This is a genomic window from Leifsonia sp. 466MF (assembly GCF_900100265.1).
GTDB lineage: Bacteria > Actinomycetota > Actinomycetes > Actinomycetales > Microbacteriaceae > Leifsonia.
Map to the genome: position 1 here is coordinate 1,840,547 of NZ_LT629696.1, position 17,695 is coordinate 1,858,241.

The 17,695-nt window shown below is 70.0% G+C and carries 16 protein-coding genes; 6 read left to right on the forward strand and 10 right to left on the reverse strand.

Features of this window, described 5'->3' with window-relative positions; all coding sequences use genetic code 11:
* Positions 1-11: 11 nt before the first annotated feature.
* Genes cydC through BLR91_RS08815 form a run of 4 tightly spaced genes read right to left on the reverse strand, consistent with a single transcriptional unit; the run spans position 12 to position 5,894 of the window.
* Positions 12-1,742: a thiol reductant ABC exporter subunit CydC gene (gene cydC, locus BLR91_RS08800; RefSeq protein ID WP_089875667.1), complete on the reverse strand. Its 1,731-nt coding sequence runs from the start codon at positions 1,740-1,742 to the stop codon at positions 12-14.
* On the reverse strand, positions 1,732-3,420 hold the full coding sequence (gene cydD, locus BLR91_RS08805) for a thiol reductant ABC exporter subunit CydD (protein ID WP_089875665.1): 1,689 nt from the start codon (positions 3,418-3,420) through the stop codon (positions 1,732-1,734). Before cydD ends, cydC begins: the two co-directional genes overlap by 11 nt.
* Position 3,421: 1 nt before the next feature.
* Positions 3,422-4,468, reverse strand: coding sequence for a cytochrome d ubiquinol oxidase subunit II (gene cydB / locus BLR91_RS08810; protein WP_089875663.1), 1,047 nt, complete (start codon positions 4,466-4,468; stop codon positions 3,422-3,424).
* A 13-nt stretch (positions 4,469-4,481) separates the two neighbouring features.
* Complete coding sequence (locus BLR91_RS08815) at positions 4,482-5,894, reverse strand: cytochrome ubiquinol oxidase subunit I (protein WP_089875660.1); 1,413 nt, start codon at positions 5,892-5,894, stop codon at positions 4,482-4,484.
* Between the two features lie 90 nt (positions 5,895-5,984).
* Here BLR91_RS08815 and BLR91_RS08820 point away from each other — a divergent pair, with 90 nt between their 5' ends.
* From BLR91_RS08820 to BLR91_RS08830, 3 genes are all read left to right on the forward strand, one after another.
* Positions 5,985-6,353, forward strand: a complete 369-nt coding sequence (locus BLR91_RS08820; protein WP_018190888.1) for a BlaI/MecI/CopY family transcriptional regulator — start codon at positions 5,985-5,987, stop codon at positions 6,351-6,353.
* Positions 6,350-7,306 (forward strand): M56 family metallopeptidase, encoded by a 957-nt coding sequence (locus BLR91_RS08825; protein WP_089875658.1) that lies wholly within the window; start codon positions 6,350-6,352, stop codon positions 7,304-7,306. The genes BLR91_RS08820 and BLR91_RS08825 overlap by 4 nt, the downstream gene beginning before the upstream one ends.
* An 86-nt stretch (positions 7,307-7,392) precedes the next feature.
* Positions 7,393-8,082 carry a DedA family protein gene (locus BLR91_RS08830; RefSeq protein ID WP_089875656.1) on the forward strand — a complete coding sequence of 230 codons (690 nt, stop codon included), beginning with the start codon at positions 7,393-7,395 and terminating at the stop codon, positions 8,080-8,082.
* On the opposite strand, the gene BLR91_RS08835 is transcribed toward BLR91_RS08830, so the two are convergent.
* The 5 genes from BLR91_RS08835 to BLR91_RS08855 all read right to left on the reverse strand — a co-directional run bounded on the left by BLR91_RS08835 (position 8,075) and on the right by BLR91_RS08855 (position 12,323).
* On the reverse strand, positions 8,075-9,001 hold the full coding sequence (locus tag BLR91_RS08835) for an ABC transporter substrate-binding protein (RefSeq protein ID WP_018190885.1): 927 nt from the start codon (positions 8,999-9,001) through the stop codon (positions 8,075-8,077). The genes BLR91_RS08830 and BLR91_RS08835 overlap by 8 nt on opposite strands.
* Before the next feature lie 63 nt (positions 9,002-9,064).
* Positions 9,065-9,802, reverse strand: a complete 738-nt coding sequence (locus BLR91_RS08840) for an ABC transporter permease (protein WP_089875654.1) — start codon at positions 9,800-9,802, stop codon at positions 9,065-9,067.
* The gene (locus BLR91_RS08845) at positions 9,799-10,488 is read right to left on the reverse strand and encodes an ABC transporter permease (RefSeq protein WP_018190883.1); all 690 of its coding nucleotides are present in this window, start codon (positions 10,486-10,488) and stop codon (positions 9,799-9,801) included. Before BLR91_RS08845 ends, BLR91_RS08840 begins: the two co-directional genes overlap by 4 nt.
* Positions 10,485-11,384 carry an ABC transporter ATP-binding protein gene (locus tag BLR91_RS08850; protein WP_018190882.1) on the reverse strand — a complete coding sequence of 300 codons (900 nt, stop codon included), beginning with the start codon at positions 11,382-11,384 and terminating at the stop codon, positions 10,485-10,487. The genes BLR91_RS08845 and BLR91_RS08850 overlap by 4 nt, the downstream gene beginning before the upstream one ends.
* A 282-nt stretch (positions 11,385-11,666) precedes the next feature.
* Entirely contained in the window at positions 11,667-12,323 is a 657-nt protein-coding gene (locus BLR91_RS08855) for a TetR/AcrR family transcriptional regulator (RefSeq protein WP_089875651.1), read from the reverse strand.
* A 201-nt stretch (positions 12,324-12,524) separates the two neighbouring features.
* On the opposite strand from BLR91_RS08855, the gene BLR91_RS08860 reads away from it, so the two are divergent.
* The 3 genes from BLR91_RS08860 (at position 12,525) to BLR91_RS08870 (ending at position 15,885) form a co-directional block, all read left to right on the forward strand.
* Positions 12,525-13,625 (forward strand): App1 family protein, encoded by a 1,101-nt coding sequence (locus BLR91_RS08860; protein ID WP_018190880.1) that lies wholly within the window; start codon positions 12,525-12,527, stop codon positions 13,623-13,625.
* 73 nt (positions 13,626-13,698) lie between these two features.
* Positions 13,699-14,790: a winged helix DNA-binding domain-containing protein gene (locus tag BLR91_RS08865; RefSeq protein ID WP_231918864.1), complete on the forward strand. Its 1,092-nt coding sequence runs from the start codon at positions 13,699-13,701 to the stop codon at positions 14,788-14,790.
* A 9-nt stretch (positions 14,791-14,799) separates the two neighbouring features.
* The gene (locus BLR91_RS08870) at positions 14,800-15,885 is read left to right on the forward strand and encodes an FUSC family protein (protein WP_089875647.1); all 1,086 of its coding nucleotides are present in this window, start codon (positions 14,800-14,802) and stop codon (positions 15,883-15,885) included.
* Between the two features lie 21 nt (positions 15,886-15,906).
* On the opposite strand, the gene BLR91_RS08875 is transcribed toward BLR91_RS08870, so the two are convergent.
* The gene (locus tag BLR91_RS08875) at positions 15,907-17,673 is read right to left on the reverse strand and encodes a proline--tRNA ligase (protein WP_172823199.1); all 1,767 of its coding nucleotides are present in this window, start codon (positions 17,671-17,673) and stop codon (positions 15,907-15,909) included.
* Positions 17,674-17,695: the final 22 nt, after the last annotated feature.

Below are 17,695 nucleotides of genomic sequence, written 5' to 3' on the forward strand. Positions count from 1 at the left end.
CAACGACCCCGCTACCCGACCAGCGCGCCGTCCTCCAGCCGCACCACCCGATCCACCAGCTCGGTCGGAACGTCCGTGTGCGAGATCAGGAGCACCGTCCGGCCGTCCTCAGCCGCGGTCCGCAGCACATCCCCCACGATCGCATCCGCGACCGCGCTGTCGACGTTCGCGGTGGGCTCGTCGACGACGAGCACCGGGAAGTCGGCGAGGAGCGCGCGGGCGAGCGCGATCCGCTGGGCCTGACCGCCCGACACCAGGGCGCCACGCTCGCCGACCGGCTCAGACAGTCCGCCGCGGGCGAGAGCCCAGTCGCGCAGTCCCACCCGGTCGAGCGCATCCAGCAGTTCGTCATCTGTTGCCGTGTCGCGTGCGAACAGCAGGTTCTGGCGCAGATCGGAGTCGAACAGGTAGGGCCGCTGCTCGACCAGCCCGATCACGCGTCGCACGTCGTCCTGGCGCAGGTCGCGGGCCGGAACACCGTCGATCGAGTAGTCGCCGGTGTGATCGATCAGGCGCGTGAGGACGTGGGCGAGTGCTGTCTTGCCTGCACCGGTCGGGCCGGTGAGCAGCACGCGCTCCCCCGGTCGCAGCCGCAGGTCGAGCTCGCGCAGCACGTCGTGATCGTCGTCCGGCCAGTGCGCCGACACACCGTCGAGCACCACCTCCGGGACGCCGCCGGCAGCACCGCTCACGACCAGCGCCCGGGCGTCCAGCGCATCCACCGGGACGCCGTCCGGCACCTCGATCGGCGCCGCCGACGCGATCCGCTCCGCGCTCGCGCGCACCCGTCGCCAGGCGCCGAACGCCAGCGGTACGGTGCCGAAGACCTCGAAGACCGCGAGCGGGAGCAGGGCCACGACGGCGAGTCCCGGCGCGTCGAGCGAGCCGCCGATCACCGCGGGGATGCCTCCCGAGAGCCCGAGGACGGTCGCCGCGCCCGCAAGAAGCGAGACCACGCCCGCGGTCAGGCCGAGACCCACCGCCCGCGCGCGCGACGCCGCCGTCAGCCGCTCACCGGCCGCGCGCACGCGCTCCTGCGCCGCGGGAAGCGCCCCGTAGGCGGTCAGGACATCGAGGTTCGCGACCAGGTCGTGCAGGGCGTCGTTCAGCTCGGCCCGGAGCGGCGCGATGCGACGCTCGGCGGCCCCCGCGACCCACCGGTTCACCAGCATCCCCGCGACCAGGGCCACCGCCAGCGTGACCAGCAGAGCGACGCCCGCCGTCGGGAGGATCAGGAACGCGGCGACGATGCTGCCGACGGCGACCAGACCCGCGCTCACCAGCGGCTGGATGACGCGCAGCGCCAGGTTCTGGAGCTCGTCCACGTCGTCCGCCAGCCGCGCCAGCAGGTCGCCAGAGCGCACACCGCGCAGTCCGTCCGGCGCAAGCGGCTCCAGTCGTGCGTAGAGGCGCGATCGCACCGTCCCCAGCTGCCGGAAGGCCGCGTCGTGTCCGGCCAGCCGCTCGAGATAGCGGAAGAACGCGCGCCCGAGGGCGAACGCCCGGACGCCGACGACAGCGGCCGACAGGTACATCAGCGCCGGCTGCTCCGAGGCCCGCGTGATCAACCACGCCGAGACGCCCAGCAACGCGACCGCGCTTCCGCCGCTCAGGAACCCGAACCCGATGGCGGCCCACAGCCGGCCCGGGGAAGGGATGGCCAACCGGAGGATGCGGCGCACCTCCGCGGGGTCCGCAGCACCCCGCGCCTGCGTCTCTCGGAGCCTCGATTCAGCGGACACCGGACACCTCGCTCTCCTCGGACTGCGTGCTCGCTGCGACCCCGTCCGACGCATCGCGGGCGGGCAGCGTCAGCACGACGTCCGCCGCCTCCGCCACCGCCGGCCGGTGACTCACGACCAGCACCGCCGCGCCGTCGTCCGCCGCACGCCGCACCGCACGCAGCAGGCGGGCCTCCGTCTCCGCGTCGAGCGCCGAGGTCGGCTCGTCCAGGATCAGCACAGGGCACCGACGCGACCGCAGGCGGTACAGCGCCCGGGCGACCGCGACCCGCTGGGCCTGGCCGCCGGACAGCCCCGACCCGCCGGGGCCGAGCTCCAGAGTCGGGTCGAGTTCGGTGGCGGCGGCATCTCGCAGCGCATCTTCGACACGCGCATCCGTGCCGGAAGCGTCCGACGCATCGCCCAGCGCGACGTTCGACGCGATGCTCCCGGCGAGCAGCCCGGGCCGCTGCCCGGCCCACGCGATCGCCTCGCGTCGCCCCACCGCGTCGGTCCGGCCGCCCGCGTGGATGCGGCCCTCGAACGCGGTGAAGCCCAGCACCGCGCTCACCAGGCTCGACTTGCCGGCCCCGCTCGGCGCCCGGAGCACGGCGAGCGTCCCTGGCGGCACAGCGGCACTGAAGCCGTCGACGACGGTCCGTCCGTCGTACGCGATCCGCACGTCCTCGAGCACCAGTCCGGTCCCTGCGGCGACATCCGCATCCGGCGTCACAGCGTCCATGGCTTCCGCCGCCTCGATCACCTCGAACGCGTTCGACGCGGCCTCGATGCCCTCCGCGGCCGCGTGGTAGCTCGCGCCCACGTTGCGCAGCGGCAGGAACGCCTCGGGCGCGAGCAGCAGCACGAACAGTCCGACCGAGAGGTCGAGCGAGCCGCCCAGCAGTCGCAGACCGATCGTGACAGCGATCACCGCGACGGACAGGCTCGCGGCCAGTTCCAGCACGAACCCGGAGAGGAACGACATGCGCAGCACCCGCATGGTGTGAACGCGATACTGGTCGCTCACCTGGCGGATCCGCGCCTCCTGGCGGTGCTGCCGCCCGAACAGCTTCAGCGTCGAGAGCCCGGCGACCACATCCAGGAAGCCGCTCGAGAGGGTGGAGAGCGCCCGCCACTGCCGCTTCTGCGCCGCCTGGGTCGCCCAGCCGACCAGCACCATGAACACAGGGATGAGCGGGAGAGTGATCACGAGGATGATCCCGCTGGTGAGGTCGCGCCAGCCGATCGTCAGCACCAGGAGCGGCGTCGCGATGGCGGTGCCGATCAGCTGCGGCAGGTACTTCGCGAAATAGCCGTCGAGCGCATCCATGCCGTGGCCGGCGACGAGCGTGACGTCGGCGGTGCTCCTGCGGGCGACCCACCCCGGGCCGAGCCGTCCGACCGCCGCGACCAGGCCCTCCCGCAGCTGCCCGACGACGCGCGCTCCGCCGCGGGACGACACCGACTCGACCGCCCACAGCAGCCCCGCGCGCACGACCACGACGAGACCCAGCAGGCCGATGGTCGGGCTGAGGCTCGCGAGCGGCTCCCCGGCGATCGCGCGCACCACGACATCCGTCAATAGCCAGGCGAAGGAGATGATGGATGCGGTCTGCAGCATCGCGAGCCCGGCGCCCGCGGCGAGGGTGCCGCGGGTCGCCGAGGCGTACCGCAGGAGTCGGGGGTCGAGCGGGCGCACGTCAGGCCGTCACGGGTTGCTGCGTGTCGTCGGTGCCACCGGCGTCCGGCGCCTCCTGCGGGATGTGGTCGCGCGTCACCCGCTTGCGGAAGATCCAGTAGGTGAAGCCCTGGTAGACGAGGATCAGCGGAAGGAAGATCGCCGCGACCCACGTCATGATCGTCAGCGTGGTCTGCGAGCTGGACGCGTTCGCGATGGTGAGGCTGTTCTCCGGGTTCGGCGAGGAGGGCATCACGTCGGGGAACAGGGCGGCGAACAGCGACACGACGGCGAGGGCGATGGTCGCCGCCATGAACCCGAACGACCATCCCTCGGCCCCGCGCAGGTTGGCGATCCAGGACGCGACAAGCGCCACCGCGGCGAAGATCGCGAGCGCGAGGAACACCGGCGAGAAGTGCGAGATGGCCGTCCAGCCGAGGAACACCGCAGCGACCACGATGGCGACAGCTCCCGAGCGCGCGGCGAGCCGCCGTGCCCGGACGCGGAGATCGCCATCCGTCTTCAGCGAGATGAAGACGACGCCGTGGGTGAAGAACAGCAGGAGGGTCGTCAGGCCGCCGACGATCGCGTAGCCGTTCAGGAGGTCGAACAGCGTCCCCGTGTAGTCGTGGTTGGCGTCGAGCGCGACGCCCTGCACGATGTTCGCGAACGCGACGCCCCAGAGGAACGCGGGAACCGCGGAGCCGACGATGATCATCCCGTCGAACCACTTCTTCCACCGGGCGCCGGCGCGCTGGTGCCGGTACTCGAACGACACGCCGCGCACGATCAGGGCGAGCAGGATGAGCAGCAGCGCCAGGTAGAAGCCGCTGAACAGCGTGGCGTACCACTCGGGGAAGGCGGCGAACAACGCAGCGCCTCCGACGATGACCCACGTCTCGTTGAGGTCCCAGACCGGGCCGATCGTGTTGATCATCACGCGGCGGTCGACGTCGTCGCGGCCGAGGAACGGCAGCGCCATCCCCACCCCGAAGTCGAAGCCGTCGAGCACGAAGTAGCCAACGAAGAAGAAGGCGACGATGCCGAACCAGAGAACTGCGAGATCCATTGTCGTGCTCCTCCTAGTAGACCGTGGCGACGGGGATGGGCTCGCCGGCGTCGTCGAGGTGCTTCTCGATCGGCTCGGGGCCCTTCTGGGCGGCGCGCTTGATGAGCTTGAACTCGACGACCGCGAGGGTGCCGTAGATGGCGGTGAAGGCGACGAGCGAGATCAGCACCTCGATTCCGGTCGTGCCGGGCGAGACGCCGTCGGCCGTCTTCATGAGGCTGAACACGATCCACGGCTGCCGCCCCATCTCGGTGAAGATCCAGCCGACGATCATCGCCAGCAGCGAGAGCGGCATGGCCCAGATCGCGATCTTCCACTGCCAGGCGCGGGTCGGAGTGCGGCCCTTGCGGGTCAGCCAGAGGCCGACGACGGCGATGGCGACGTGGAGCATCCCGAGCCCGATCATCCAGCGGAACGCCCAGTAGGTGATCCAGATGGTCGGCGTGTAATCGCCGGGGCCGTAGAGCTGCGTGTACTGCGCCTGCAGGTCGTTGATGCCCTCGACGGTGCCGTTCAGACTGTGCGTCGACAGGAACGACAGCAGGTACGGCACGCGGATCGAGAACAGTTCGTGGACGCCGTCCGGGGTGCCGAGGGTGAAGATCGAGAAGGAGGCGTCGGCTCCGGTCGAGGTCTTGTAGAGCGCTTCGGCGGCCGCCATCTTCATCGGCTGCGTCTCGACCATGGCGAGACCGAGCTGGTCGCCGCTCAGGACCGTGCCGATCCCGGCGCCGACCATCAACCAGAGGCCGAACTTGAGTGCTGGCCGCATCGTCTCGAGGTGGTTGTTGCGCGAGAGGTGCCAGGCGGCGACGGCGATGATGAGGCCGGCCGAGACCATGAAGCAGCCGAAGATCGTGTGCGGGAAGGCGGCGAGGGCGACCTTGTTCGTGAGCACGGCCCAGAGATCCGTGAGCTCCGCCCGGCCCTTCGCGGCGTTGATGTGATAGCCGACCGGGTTCTGCATGAAGGCGTTCGCCGCGAGGATGAAGTAGGCCGAGAGGATGCTGCCCACCGACACGATCCAGATGGTCGCCAGGTGCAGCCCCTTCGGGAGGCGGTCCCACCCGAAGATCCACAACCCGATGAACGTCGCCTCCAGGAAGAACGCGAGCAGCCCCTCCAGGGCGAGCGGAGCGCCGAAGATGTCGCCGACGAAGCGCGAGTAGTCGGACCAGTTCATGCCGAACTGGAACTCCTGCACGATGCCGGTCACCACGCCCATCGCGAAGTTGATCAGGAAGATCTTGCCGAAGAAGTGGGTCAGCTGCAGGTAGTGCGCCTTCCCCGTGCGGTACCAGGCCGTCTGGAAGATCGCTGTGCAGGTGACCAGGCCGATCGTCAGCGGCACGAACAGGAAGTGGTAGATCGTGGTGAGCCCGAACTGCCAACGCGAGAGTAGGAGCGGGTCCAGCAGTTCGTTCACGTGAGTTCCCTTCGCCTCTTCTACACATTGTAGAACTGAACTTCTACGAAGTGTAGAACATTCTCAGCCTGTTCGCGCTACTCTGGATTCGTGGCCAATCTCGGAGAACTCGAACGGGCCGTCATGGACGCCCTGTGGGACGGCGACGCCCCCATCACCGCGGGTGAGCTACGCGACAAGCTAGCGGCGGCCCGCGAGACCGGCAAGGCACCGGCGCTCACGACGATCCTCACCGTCCTCTCCCGACTCGAGGCCAAGGGGTTCGTCGCCCGCGACCGCGACGCCCGGCCGCACCTGTACTACGCCGCCCTGACCCGCGCCGGTCACGTCGCCGATCTGATGCGCGAAGTGCTGGAGTCCTCCTCCGACCGCACCGAGGCGCTCGCCTACTTCGTCGGATCGGTCGACGAGTCCGAAGCCGAGGTGCTGCGCCGCCTGCTCGACGCCCGCAGCGTGTGAGCAGCGACCCCGCCGCCGGGCTCGCCGGCGCGATCTTCCTGGGCGCGCTCGCCATCGCGCTCGCCTGGCCTGTGCCGCTGCTGCTCGCGCGCGCCAAGTGGCCCTCCGCCGCCCCCGTGCTGGCCGTCGCCCTCTGGCAGTCGATCGCCCTCGCGGGAGGCATCTCGATGATCGGCTCGCTGCTGCTGGCGGGACTGCAGCCGTTCGGCGACGACCTGTGGTCGCGCATCGGCGGAGCGGCTGCCTCGCTGTTCCACGGGCCCCTGCCGCCGGATGCCAGCCTCCTCAACGCCTTCCTATTGAGCGCGGCCGTGCTGCTGACGGCTCACCTCCTCCTGAACCTCGCGCTCACCTCCGTCCGCAGCCGCAACCAGCGCCACCGGCACATGGAGCTGCTGCGGCTGCTGTCCTCTCCCCTGCCGGACGCTCCGACCACCCGGGTGATCGACCATCCCGCCCCTGCCGCGTACTGCCTGCCGGGCGCGCGCAGCGTCACGGTGCTCTCCGAGGGCATGATCGCGTTGCTCTCCCCCGACCAGCTGGATGCGGTGGTCGCCCACGAGCGCGCCCACCTGCGGCAGAAGCACCACCTGCTGCTGGATGCGTTCCGCTCCTGGAAGCGCGCCCTCCCCTGGTTCCCCATCGCCACCCGGGCGCAGGACGCCGTCGCGCTGCTCCTGGAGATGCTCGCCGACGACACCGCGCGCCACGAGGCGGGAGACCGCGTGCTCGCGGGGGCGATCCGGCTCGTCGACGAGACGGGCCAGGCGGGTGCCGTTCTCGGCGCACCGAAGGACCGCCGGACGCCGGAGCAGCGGCGCGCCGCCCTCGTCGCCCGGGAGGAGCGCCTGACAGACGGCCGCCGGACGGTCGGGCCCGTGCTGCGCGCGACCGTGGTGGTGACGACGGTGCTGCTCGTCGTCGTGCCGCCGGTGGTCGTGCTCGTCAGCTGATCCGGCCGCTGGTCGCATCCGGCTTCGCAGCAACGAGCCAGCCCGCGCCGCTACGCTTCCGCTATGCCGCAGCCCGGAGGGACGACATGAACGACGCACTGACCTGGGTGCTCGACCTCGTGCAGAGTGTGGACCCGGTCCTCCGGACGCTGCTGGCCGGGCTCGGCATCCTGCTCGAGACGTCCATCCTGATCGGGCTCATCGTCCCGGGCGACACGATCGTGCTGGTCGCGAGCACCGGCGTGGCCAACCCGGTCGAGTACGTCGCACTGGTCGCCGTCGTCATCGTCGGAGCACTCTGCGGCGAGTCGCTCGGATTCGCGCTCGGTCGCTGGTTCGGCCCGCGCATCCGCACCAGCCGGCTCGGCAACCGCGTCGGCACCCGCAACTTCGACCGCGCCGAAGCGTACCTGGCGCGCCGCGGCGGGATCGCCGTGTTCCTGTCGCGGTTCCTCCCGGTCCTGCACTCGCTCATCCCGCTCACCGTGGGCATGAGCCCGATGCGGTACCGCACCTTCATGGCCTGGACGGCCCCCGCCTGCGTGCTCTGGGCGTTCGCCTACGTGAGCGTCGGCTCGGCCGCGGCCGGCGGCTATCGCGAGCTGTCGCGTGAGCTGCACTGGGCGGGATACGCCTTCGTCGCCGTCATCGCGCTGTTCATCATCGCGGTGTTCGTGGTCAAGAAGGTGCTCGGCAAGCGCGAGAGCCGGCACATGGAAGCGGCGGCCCGGGAACCCGAGCCGCCGCTTGATGGAGCCGACCGAACCGTTACTTGATCGGGTGGTCCTGGAGCCACTTCTTGGCGACGGCGTCCGGCTGGGTCTTGCTCGACCCCTGGTTCTCGCCGTTCATGTCGATGAGGTCCTCGGTGGTGAGTTCCTTCGACACCTTGTTCAGCACGTCCTTGACCTTGTCGGACGCCTTCTTGCTGTTGATCAGCGGCACGATGTTCTGCGCGGCGATCAGGTTCTTCGGGTCCTTCAGGGTCACGAACCCGTTGTCCTTGATGGCCGGGGTCGTCGTGTAGATGTCGGCCAGCTGGACGTCGCCGTTCTTGAGGGCGGCGACGGTCAGCGGTCCGCCGGAGTCGCTGATCGGCTTGAGCGTCGCGGTGACGCCGTACGCCGACTTCAGCCCGGGGATGCCGTACGGGCGGGTCTGGAACTCCGGGTTGGCGCCGACGGTCAGCGGGTCGGTGACCTTCTTGAGGTCATCGAGGCTCTTCACGTCCCACTTCTCCGAGAACTCCTTGGTGACGTTGTACGAGTCGGCGTCCTGCGCCTCCGACTGGTCGAGCACCTCGAAGCCCTTCGGCAGGGCGTCGTTGAGTCCGGCGTAGACGTCGTCGCTGGAGGTGGCGGTGCTGTTCTTGTCGTAGAACTGGAGCAGGTTGCCGCTGTACTCGGGGATGAGGTCGATGGAGCCGTCCTGCAGCGCCTTCAGGTAGACGTCGCGCTGGCCGATGCTCGGCTTGTACGCGACCTTGACGCCGTTGGCCTCGAGCGCCTGGCCGTAGATCTGCATGAGGATCTCGGACTCGCCGAACGCGGCCGAACCGACCGTGACGGTGTCGCTGGAGGACGAGGCGGAGTCGCTGCTGAACGCGCCGCCACCGGACGAGCAGGCGCTGAGGGCGAGCAGCGCCCCGGCGGCGAGCACGCCGGCCGCGAGGCGGCTCTTCTTCGATGCGAACATGATCTTCTCTTCTCTTGGGTGCTCCCGGTCGGGAGGCTGGTGTGCTGGGTTGGACAGGACGGGTCAGGTCGTTGGGGCGCCTTCCGGCACCGGGCGGGCGGTGGAGCGGCCTCCTTCGGCGCTGTCGCGGACGCGCCCGGCGGTGACACCGCGGGGCACGACGAGGCGCTGGACGATGGCGAACAGCCCGTCCGCGACGAGGGCGAGGGCGACCACGATGATGGAGCCGCCCAGGATCTCCGGGTAGTTCTGGACGGCGATGCCGTCGAACAGGAATCGGCCGAGGCCGCCGACCGGCAGGATGGCCGCGACGGTCCAGGTGGCGATCACCTGCAGGCCACCCGAACGGATGCCGCCGATCACGAGCGGCAGCGACAGCGGCAGCTCGACCTTCGTGAACACCTGCCAGCCCGTCATCCCGATCGCGCGGGCGGCGTCGATCGGAGCGCGGTCCACCGACTCGAGGCCGGAGTAAGCGCCGGCCAGGATCGGCGGGATCGCGAGGATGGTGAGCGCGATCAGCGGCGGGACGATGGTCAGGTTGGTCGTGAGCAGCGCCAGGTAGATGACGAGGCCCAGTGTCGGCAGCGCACGCAGCGCCCCGGACACGCCGACCGCGAGCCCGCGGAAGCGGCCGGAGTGACCGATCGCGAAACCGATCGGCAGGGCGATGATCGCAGCGAGCAGCAGCGTCAGCAGCGAGTAGGCGATGTGCTCGCCCAGACGCGCGGGGATGCCGCTCGGCCCGGACCAGTTGGTCGGGTCGCCGATCCACCCGAAGGCGGCCAGGATGTCGGTCATGCGCCGGTCACCGCCCTCATCGCCGCGCGCCTGCTGAGGCGGCCGGCTCGCCGGTTGGATCGCGTCCAGGGCAGCAGCACGCGCCCGAGACCCACGAGGATCAGGTCGAAGACGAGCGCCACCACCATGATGAGGATGATGCCGACCAGGACCTCCTCGGTGTACGACCGGTTGAGGCCGTCCGTGAACAGGTAGCCGAGGTTCGGGACGCCCAGAAGCGCTCCGACGCTCACGAGGCTGACCGTGCTGACCGACACCACCCGGAGGCCCGCGAGAAGAACCGGTCCGGCCAGCGGGAGCTCGACGGACCAGAAGCGGCGCCAGGCCGAGAACCCGACGGCGGTCGCCGACTGCAGCACGTCACCGGGAACGGAGCCCAGTGCGTCCGCTGTCGTGCGGACCATCAGCGCGAGCGCGTAGATGCTCAGCGCCACCACGACGTTGAGCGGCGACAGGATCTGCGTGCCGATCAGGGCGGGCATCGCGAAGAACAGGGGCAGCGACGGGATCGTGTAGAGGATGCCGCCGATCGTCAGCAGCACACCGCGGCTCCAGCGATAGCGGTTCGCGACCCACCCGATGGGTAGCGACACCACGAACCCGATGATGATCGGGAGAGCGGCGAGCCACACGTGGGTGACCGTGAGATTCCAGACCTGGCCGAGATTCGACCACAAGAAACTCACGACGCGTCCTCACCCTGCGCCGGAGCACCCGCGACCGAGACGGTCGCGGCCTTTGCCTCGGAGGGAGCGGCGGCGCCACGCGGCGAGCCGGAGAGGACGCCCGCGGCGCGGCCGTCGCTGTCGACGAGCACCGAACCGGTCGGCGTCTCCTCGACGTGGAGTGCCCGTCGTCCGCGATCGGCGCCGACGAAGGACGCGACGAACTCGTCGGCCGGGTCGGCCAGGATCTCGGCGGGCGTGCCCTTCTGCGCGACGATGCCGCCCTTCCGGAAGATGACGACCTGGTCGCCGAGCTTGAAGGCCTCGTCGATGTCATGCGTGACGAACACGACCGTCTTGTCGAGATCGCGCTGCAAGCGGAGCAGCTCGTTCTGCAGATCGTCGCGGACGATCGGGTCGACGGCGCCGAACGGCTCGTCCATCAGCAGGATGTTCGGGTCGACCGCGAGCCCGCGGGCGACGCCCACACGCTGCTGCTGGCCGCCCGACAACTGGCTCGGGTACCGATCGGCGAGCGAGCGCTCGAGCCCCACGGTGTCCATCAGTTCGAGTGCACGCTCCCGCGCATCCTTCTTCTTCACGCCCTTGAGCAGCGGGACGGTGGCGATGTTGTCGACGACCTTGCGGTGCGGCAGCAGCCCCGAGTTCTGCATCACATAGCCGATCGAGCGGCGCAGGGCGACGGGCTTCAGGGACAGCACATCCTCGCCGTCGATCTCGATCTGCCCGGAGGTCGGATCGACCATCCGGTTGATCATGCGGAGGATCGTCGTCTTGCCGCTGCCGGACGAACCGACGAGGACGGTGATCTTGCGCGATGGGATCACCAGGGAGAAGTCATCGACGGCCAGCGTCCCGTCCGGGAAGCGCTTCGTGACATCGCGGAACTCGATCACGAGCGCGCTCCCGTCGCCGGGGTCGCTGCGATATCGGTGTCGCGGGATGCGGAAGCTGATGCGGCCATCTCACCCAGCCAAACAGCGTCCGGCCGTTTGCGCAATGGAATGCGTCGAATTGTGGCATTCAGGGTCGGTCGCACTGCCGGCCCCCCTTCTGTCGGTGTCACGGCCGTTCGGCACGTGCGCTCCTTGTTCGGAACGCGCGCCCGTGTGGATGGCAACTTGCCACCGACCACCGACATTCCCGCCGGAAGAGAATCCGGCGAACGGGTCACCGAGTCAGGACTCGGGGCCGAACCGGCGCTCCAGGTACTCGCGGGCGACCGTCCTCGCCTCGGCGATGTAGCGCTCGTCGCCGTTCGGGTCCTCCACGAAAGCGCGCGTGATCAGGGAGTCCATGATCTCGACGACGACCTGGAGGCGGAAGGCCAGATCCTCTCCGGCCGGGAGCCCGTACTCGTCCGCGAGGATCTGCGCGAACTGATTCGCGAAGCCGGTGTCCTGGGCGAGGTCCTCCTCGCCGGCACCCGCGCGCTCGGCGCCCGAGAAGCGGATGATGCGGAAGCCGCTCTCGGTGCGGAACATGTCGACGAACGCGTCGATCGCGCACTCCACGGCGTTCCACCAGTGCTCGGGCGACTGGGCGTCGATCGCCTCGACGACCGAGCGGCGGTACCGCAGCAGCGCGCGGTCGCGCAGCGCCTGCAACAGCACGATGCGGTCCGGGAAATACCGGTACACGGTCCCGATGGAGGCACCGGCTCGTTCGGCCACCATCGCGGTGGTGAGCCGATCGAAGCCGATCTCGTCGACCACTTCGGCGGCGGCGTCCAGGAGGGCGTCGATGCGCGCTGCGCTGCGCTCCTGGATCGGTTCCGTGCGCACGAGCGGCGCTCCGACGGTGTTCTGACCGGCGACCAGATCGTTGATGGGCACGAGGGCGGCTCCTTCTTTCTCTCGAACAAGGTGGTGGTGCGGGTCCCCAGCCCGGCGACGGGATCACCGTCGCACTAACGGGATCATATTCGGGGAAACCTCACTTCCGCTGGGGAATACCCTTCGACGCGCCGCAGAAATGTCCCCCAGATCTGGGGGATGCATTCGTGTGCACGTTCACTCCATGAGAAAATGACTCAGATGCCCTCCCCCGAATCGCGCCCCGAGCACGTCTCCGGCGACTCCGTCGTCCGTCGTAGCGCAGCGGTCGAGCCCATCATGCACCGCGCCGCGCGCATCGAGGACGCGTTCCACGAGTTCCGCGCGCGCCGCGCTCGCAAGCGCGGATTCCTCGCGACGATCGTCCCGTACACCGGGTACGGCTCGCCGAGCTGGGTGCGCATCCTGGGCCGCGTCGTGCTCGCGAAGGACCCGCGGCCGGGCAGTCGCGCCGAGCGTCTGCACCGCAAGCGCGAGGAGTCGGTGCGCGGCTGGCGCTCGTTCATCAGCGTCCCGCTGGCGGAGACGACGGTGACGGTCGAGATCGAGGGCGACCGGCACGAGGTCGTCACCGACCGTGGCGGCGTCATCGACACGGTCGTCCCGGTTCAGCTCGCGCCCGGCTGGCACACGATCAAGCTCTCGACCTCCGAGTCGGCGCGGGTGTTCGAGGCCCCGGTGTTCATCGTCGACCCGAAGGCGACCTTCGGCATCATCTCCGACGTCGACGACACGGTGATGGTCACCGCGCTCCCCCGCCCGCTGCTCGCGGCCTGGAACACCTTCGTGCTGGATGAGCACGCCCGCGTGCCCACGCCGGGCATGGCGGTCCTCCTCGAGCGGCTGGCCGCATCCCATCCGGGCGCACCCGTGATCTACCTCTCGACGGGGGCCTGGAACGTCGCGCCAACGCTCACCCGGTTCCTGAACCGCAACCTCTTCCCCGCCGGTCCGCTGCTGCTGACGGATTGGGGCCCGACGCACGACCGCTGGTTCCGCAGCGGGCGCGAGCACAAGCGCACGAGCCTCGCCCGCCTGGCCGAGGAGTTCCCCGGGCTCAAATGGCTGCTCATCGGTGACGACGGCCAGCACGACGAGGACCTCTACGGCGAATTCACCACGGAGCATCCGGAGAACGTCGCCGCCGTGGCCATCCGCCAGCTGTCCAGCGGCGAGGCGGTGCTCGCGGGTGGCCGGTCGAAGGCCGACAAGCACGCGGAGCTGTCCGGGACGCCGTGGGTGTACTCGCCGGACGGCGCCGGTCTCAGCGAACAGCTGACCGAGCTCGGCCTGCTCCGCTAGCCGCCCGGAGCGCCCACCGCGCCTCGCCTCGCGCGGGATGCGCGTGTCGGCGGTCCCTGGCAAGCTGACTCCCATGCCCGCCCGCCGCTCCGACCTGCTCCGCCTCCGCCGGCTCGCCCAGGCGATCGACGGACCGCGCGAGTCGGACGTGACCTCGGTCGCGCGGCGCATGCTGGCCCTCCAGGGTCAGGACTTCGCCGCGGGCTGCTGGGCGCTCGCACTGCGCACCACAGGCGCGGCCCAGAGCGACGTGCTGGCCGCGCTCGATGCCGGCCGCATCATCCGATCGTGGCCCATGCGCGGAACACTGCACTTCGTCCCGCCGGAGGACCTGCGCTGGATACTGTCGGTCACCACCGACCGCATCGTGGCCGGTCTTGCGCGGCGTCAGCAGCAGCTCGAACTGACCGCAGCCGACTTCACGCGCGCCGCCGACATCGTCACGGCGGCGCTCACCGGCGGCGGGAGCATCGGCCGCGCCGAGGTGATGCAGCTGTGGGAGGACGCAGGCATAGCCACCACGGGCCAGCGCGGCTACCACCTGATCTACTACCTCGCCCAGACCGGGCTGCTGTGCTGGGGTCCCGTGGTCCGCGCGGGCAACGGCAACCCGACGCAGGCGCTGGTGCTCCTCGACGAGTGGGCGCCCGCACCACCGGCCCTCGAACCGGACGAGGCGGTCGCGCAGTTCCTCCTCCGCTACCTGCAGGGGCACGGTCCGGCGACGGTGAAGGACTTCGTGTGGTGGACGAAGGGCACGGTCGCGGGCGCGAAGACGGCGCGTGCGGTGCTCGGGGATGCGCTGACGACCCTCGAGGTCGACGGTGTGGAGTACCTGCTGACCGCCGAGCTGGCCGACCGTGCCGCATCCACTCCCCCGACCCGCGGCGAGAAGGACGCGGTGCACCTGCTACCCGGGTTCGACGAGTACCTGCTCGGATACCAGGATCGCTCTCCGATCCTCGACGAAGGGCACTGGGAGCTGATCGTCCCGGGCAACAACGGCATCTTCCAGCCGATCATCGTGGCCGACGGCCGGGTCGTCGGAACCTGGCGCCGCGACGGCGGGCGCGTCACGCCTCTGCCGTTCGCTCCGTTGAGCACCGCTCGGGAGGCGCAGCTGCAGCGGTCGGTGCGCGCCTACACGGCGTACGCCGCCGGGTAGCGTTGAGGGGTGGCACGCACCAGATCGTCCGGAAGCCGGCTCCCGGCGGGGATCGCCCTCCCCGCCACCATCCGCACCTCCACCCGCGCGCCGTTCCTGCAGGTGGTGAAGACCGCCGTCGCCATGATCCTCGCCTGGGCGGTGGCGAGCATCTTCGTGCACGGCGAACTGCCGATCTTCGCGACGATCGCGGCGCTGCTGGTCGTGCAGCCGAGCGTCAACCAGTCCGTCGGGCGCGCGATCGAGCGCTCGATCGGCGTGATCGTCGGCGTCGTGATCGCCTACCTGATCGGTCTCGCCTTCGGGACGAACAGCTGGATCGTGCTGCTCGCGGTCGTCGTGTCGGTCCTCCTCGCCTGGGCGCTACGGCTGACGCCCGGAACCGCGAACCAGGTGCCGATCACGGCGATGCTGGTGCTGGCGATCGGCGCATCCGATCCGGAGTACGCGCTCGCCCGGATCGTGGAGACGGTGATCGGCGCGGTCATCGGCGTCGTCGTCAACGTGGCCATCGTGCCGCCGGTGCTGACGGCGCCTGCACGTCAGGCCGTGATCGCGCTCGGGCGCGAGACCGCCTCGACTCTCGAGCGCCTGGCGGACGCCCTGACCACGACGCACACCCGTGGCGAGCTGGATGCGCTCCTCATCGAGGCGCGGCTGCTCCGCCCGATGGAGACCAAGGCGCAGGCGGCGTTGACCGCAGCAGACGAGAGCCTGTCGCTGAATCCGCGCCAACGCAAGCACCGGGTCTTCCTGCAGCACGACCAGGAGCTCTTCGACCGGTTACGGCCGTTGATCAACCGCACGCTCGGGATGACGCGGGCCTACCACGACCACTACGACGACAGCCTCGCGGGCGAACCGACCATCCACGCGATCGCCGACGAGCTCGATCGCGCGGCCCACGACCTCCGGCTGCTGGCGCGCGACCCTGACGAACCGATCGTCGAGCCTGGGACCGAGACGGCCGGTATCCCGGTGCTCACCGCGCCGCTCACGGTCGCGACGCCCGACCCGCGCCACTGGGTGCTGATCGGCTCCCTGGTGGAGGATCTCCGCCGCATCCACGTGGAGATCGCCGGCGACGATGCGTGACCGGCTGAGCTCCCTCGTCCGCTACGCCGTGAGCTCCGCCACGGCTTCCGCGATGGACAGCGTCCGGCGGTCGCCCGAGCGGCGGTCCCACAACTCGACCTGGCCCTCGGCGGCGCCGCGGCCGACGACGAGAACGCGCGGGATGCCGATCAGCTCGGCGTCGCCGAACTTCACACCGGGCGAGACCTTCGGCCGGTCGTCGTAGAGCACGTCGAGGCGGGCGTCCTCCAGCTGGGCGACGACCTCCTCCGCCACGTCGTAGGCGACCTGCTCACGTCCGGCCGCCACGACATGTACGTCGAACGGCGAGACCGACTCGGGCCACACCAGGCCGCGGTCGTCGTTGTTCTCCTCCGCGATGATCGCGAGGATGCGCGTCACGCCGATGCCGTAGGACCCCATGGTCACGGTGACCAGCTTGCCGTTCTCGTCGAGCACCTTCAGCCCGAGGGCTTCCGCGTACTTGCGGCCGAGCTGGAAGACGTGGCCGATCTCCATGCCGCGGGCCAGCTCGACGGGTCCGGAGCCGTCGGGCGCCGGATCGCCCGCCTTGACCTCGGCGGCCTCGACCACGCCGTCCCAGCCGAAGTCGCGGCCGGCGACGAGTCCGAAGACGTGCTTGCCCTCGATGTTCGCGCCCGTGATCCAGCCGGAGCCGTCGACCACGCGCGGGTCGACGACATAGCGGATGCCGGTCGCGGACTCCTCGCCCAGGACGGGGCCCTCGGCAGACCAGGGTCCGATGTACCCCTTCACGAGGCCGGGATGCTTGGCGAAGTCCTCGTCCGTCGCGGCCTCGACCTCGGCGGGCGCGAAGGCCACCTCCGCGCGCTTCATGTCGACCTCGCGGTCGCCGGGAAGCCCGACGATCACCAGGTCGCGCGTGCCGTCGAGGTGCGTCAGCGCGAGCACGACGTTCTTCAGCGTGTCTGCAGCCGTCCACGAGCGGCCGTCGGGCCGCGGGTGCTTCTCGTTGGCGAGCTCGACAAGCGACTGGATGGTCGGCGTTCCGGGGGTGTCCAGCACCTCCTGGGGCGTCAGCTTCTCGTAGGAGCGCGTGGGCGGCGCGAGCGTCGTGAACGCCTCGACGTTCGCCGCATAGCCCCCGGGCGACCGAACGAACGTGTCTTCTCCGACGACGGTCGGGTGGAGGAACTCCTCCGACCGCGAGCCTCCCATCGCTCCGGCATCCGCCTGGACGATCACGTACGAGAGGCCGAGACGCGTGAAGATGCGCTCGTAGGCGTCGCGCTGCGCCATGTAGCTCGTGTCGAGGCCGGCGTCGGTGTAGTCGAAAGAGTAGGCGTCCTTCATCGTGAACTCGCGCCCGCGCAGGAGTCCGGCCCGCGGACGTGCCTCGTCGCGGTACTTGTCCTGGATCTGGAAGATCGTGAGCGGGAGGTCCTTATACGACGAGTAGAGGTCCTTCACCAGCAGGGTGAAGACCTCCTCGTGGGTCGGAGCCAGCAGGTAGTCGGCACCCTTGCGGTCTTTGAGGCGGAAGATGCCGTCGCCGTACTCCTCCCAGCGACCGGTGGCCTCGTATGGCTCGCGAGGCAGCAGCGCGGGGAAGTGCACCTCGTGCGCCCCGGCGGCCGCCATCTCCTCGCGGATGATCCGCTCGATCTTCTCCTTCACGCGCAACCCCAGCGGCAGCCACGCGAAGATCCCCGGCGCCTGGCGGCGGATGTACCCGGCGCGGACCAGCAGGCGGTGGCTGGTGACCTCGGCGTCGGAGGGGTCTTCACGGAGGGTGCGGAGGAAGTAGTTGCTCAAGCGTGTAGGCACCGTTCCATGTTAGAGGGCACGC

What these genes read in the sequence shown, in the direction of transcription:
- cydB (WP_089875663.1), bottom strand. Translation starts at nt 4,468, where the DNA reads ATGGATCTCGCAGTTCTCTGGTTCGGCATCGTCGCCTTCTTCTTCGTT.
- BLR91_RS08830 (WP_089875656.1), top strand. Translation starts at nt 7,393, where the DNA reads ATGAACGACGCACTGACCTGGGTGCTCGACCTCGTGCAGAGTGTGGAC.
- BLR91_RS08835 (WP_018190885.1), bottom strand. Translation starts at nt 9,001, where the DNA reads ATGTTCGCATCGAAGAAGAGCCGCCTCGCGGCCGGCGTGCTCGCCGCC.
- BLR91_RS08840 (WP_089875654.1), bottom strand. Translation starts at nt 9,802, where the DNA reads ATGACCGACATCCTGGCCGCCTTCGGGTGGATCGGCGACCCGACCAAC.
- BLR91_RS08860 (WP_018190880.1), top strand. Translation starts at nt 12,525, where the DNA reads ATGCCCTCCCCCGAATCGCGCCCCGAGCACGTCTCCGGCGACTCCGTC.
- BLR91_RS08865 (WP_231918864.1), top strand. Translation starts at nt 13,699, where the DNA reads ATGCCCGCCCGCCGCTCCGACCTGCTCCGCCTCCGCCGGCTCGCCCAG.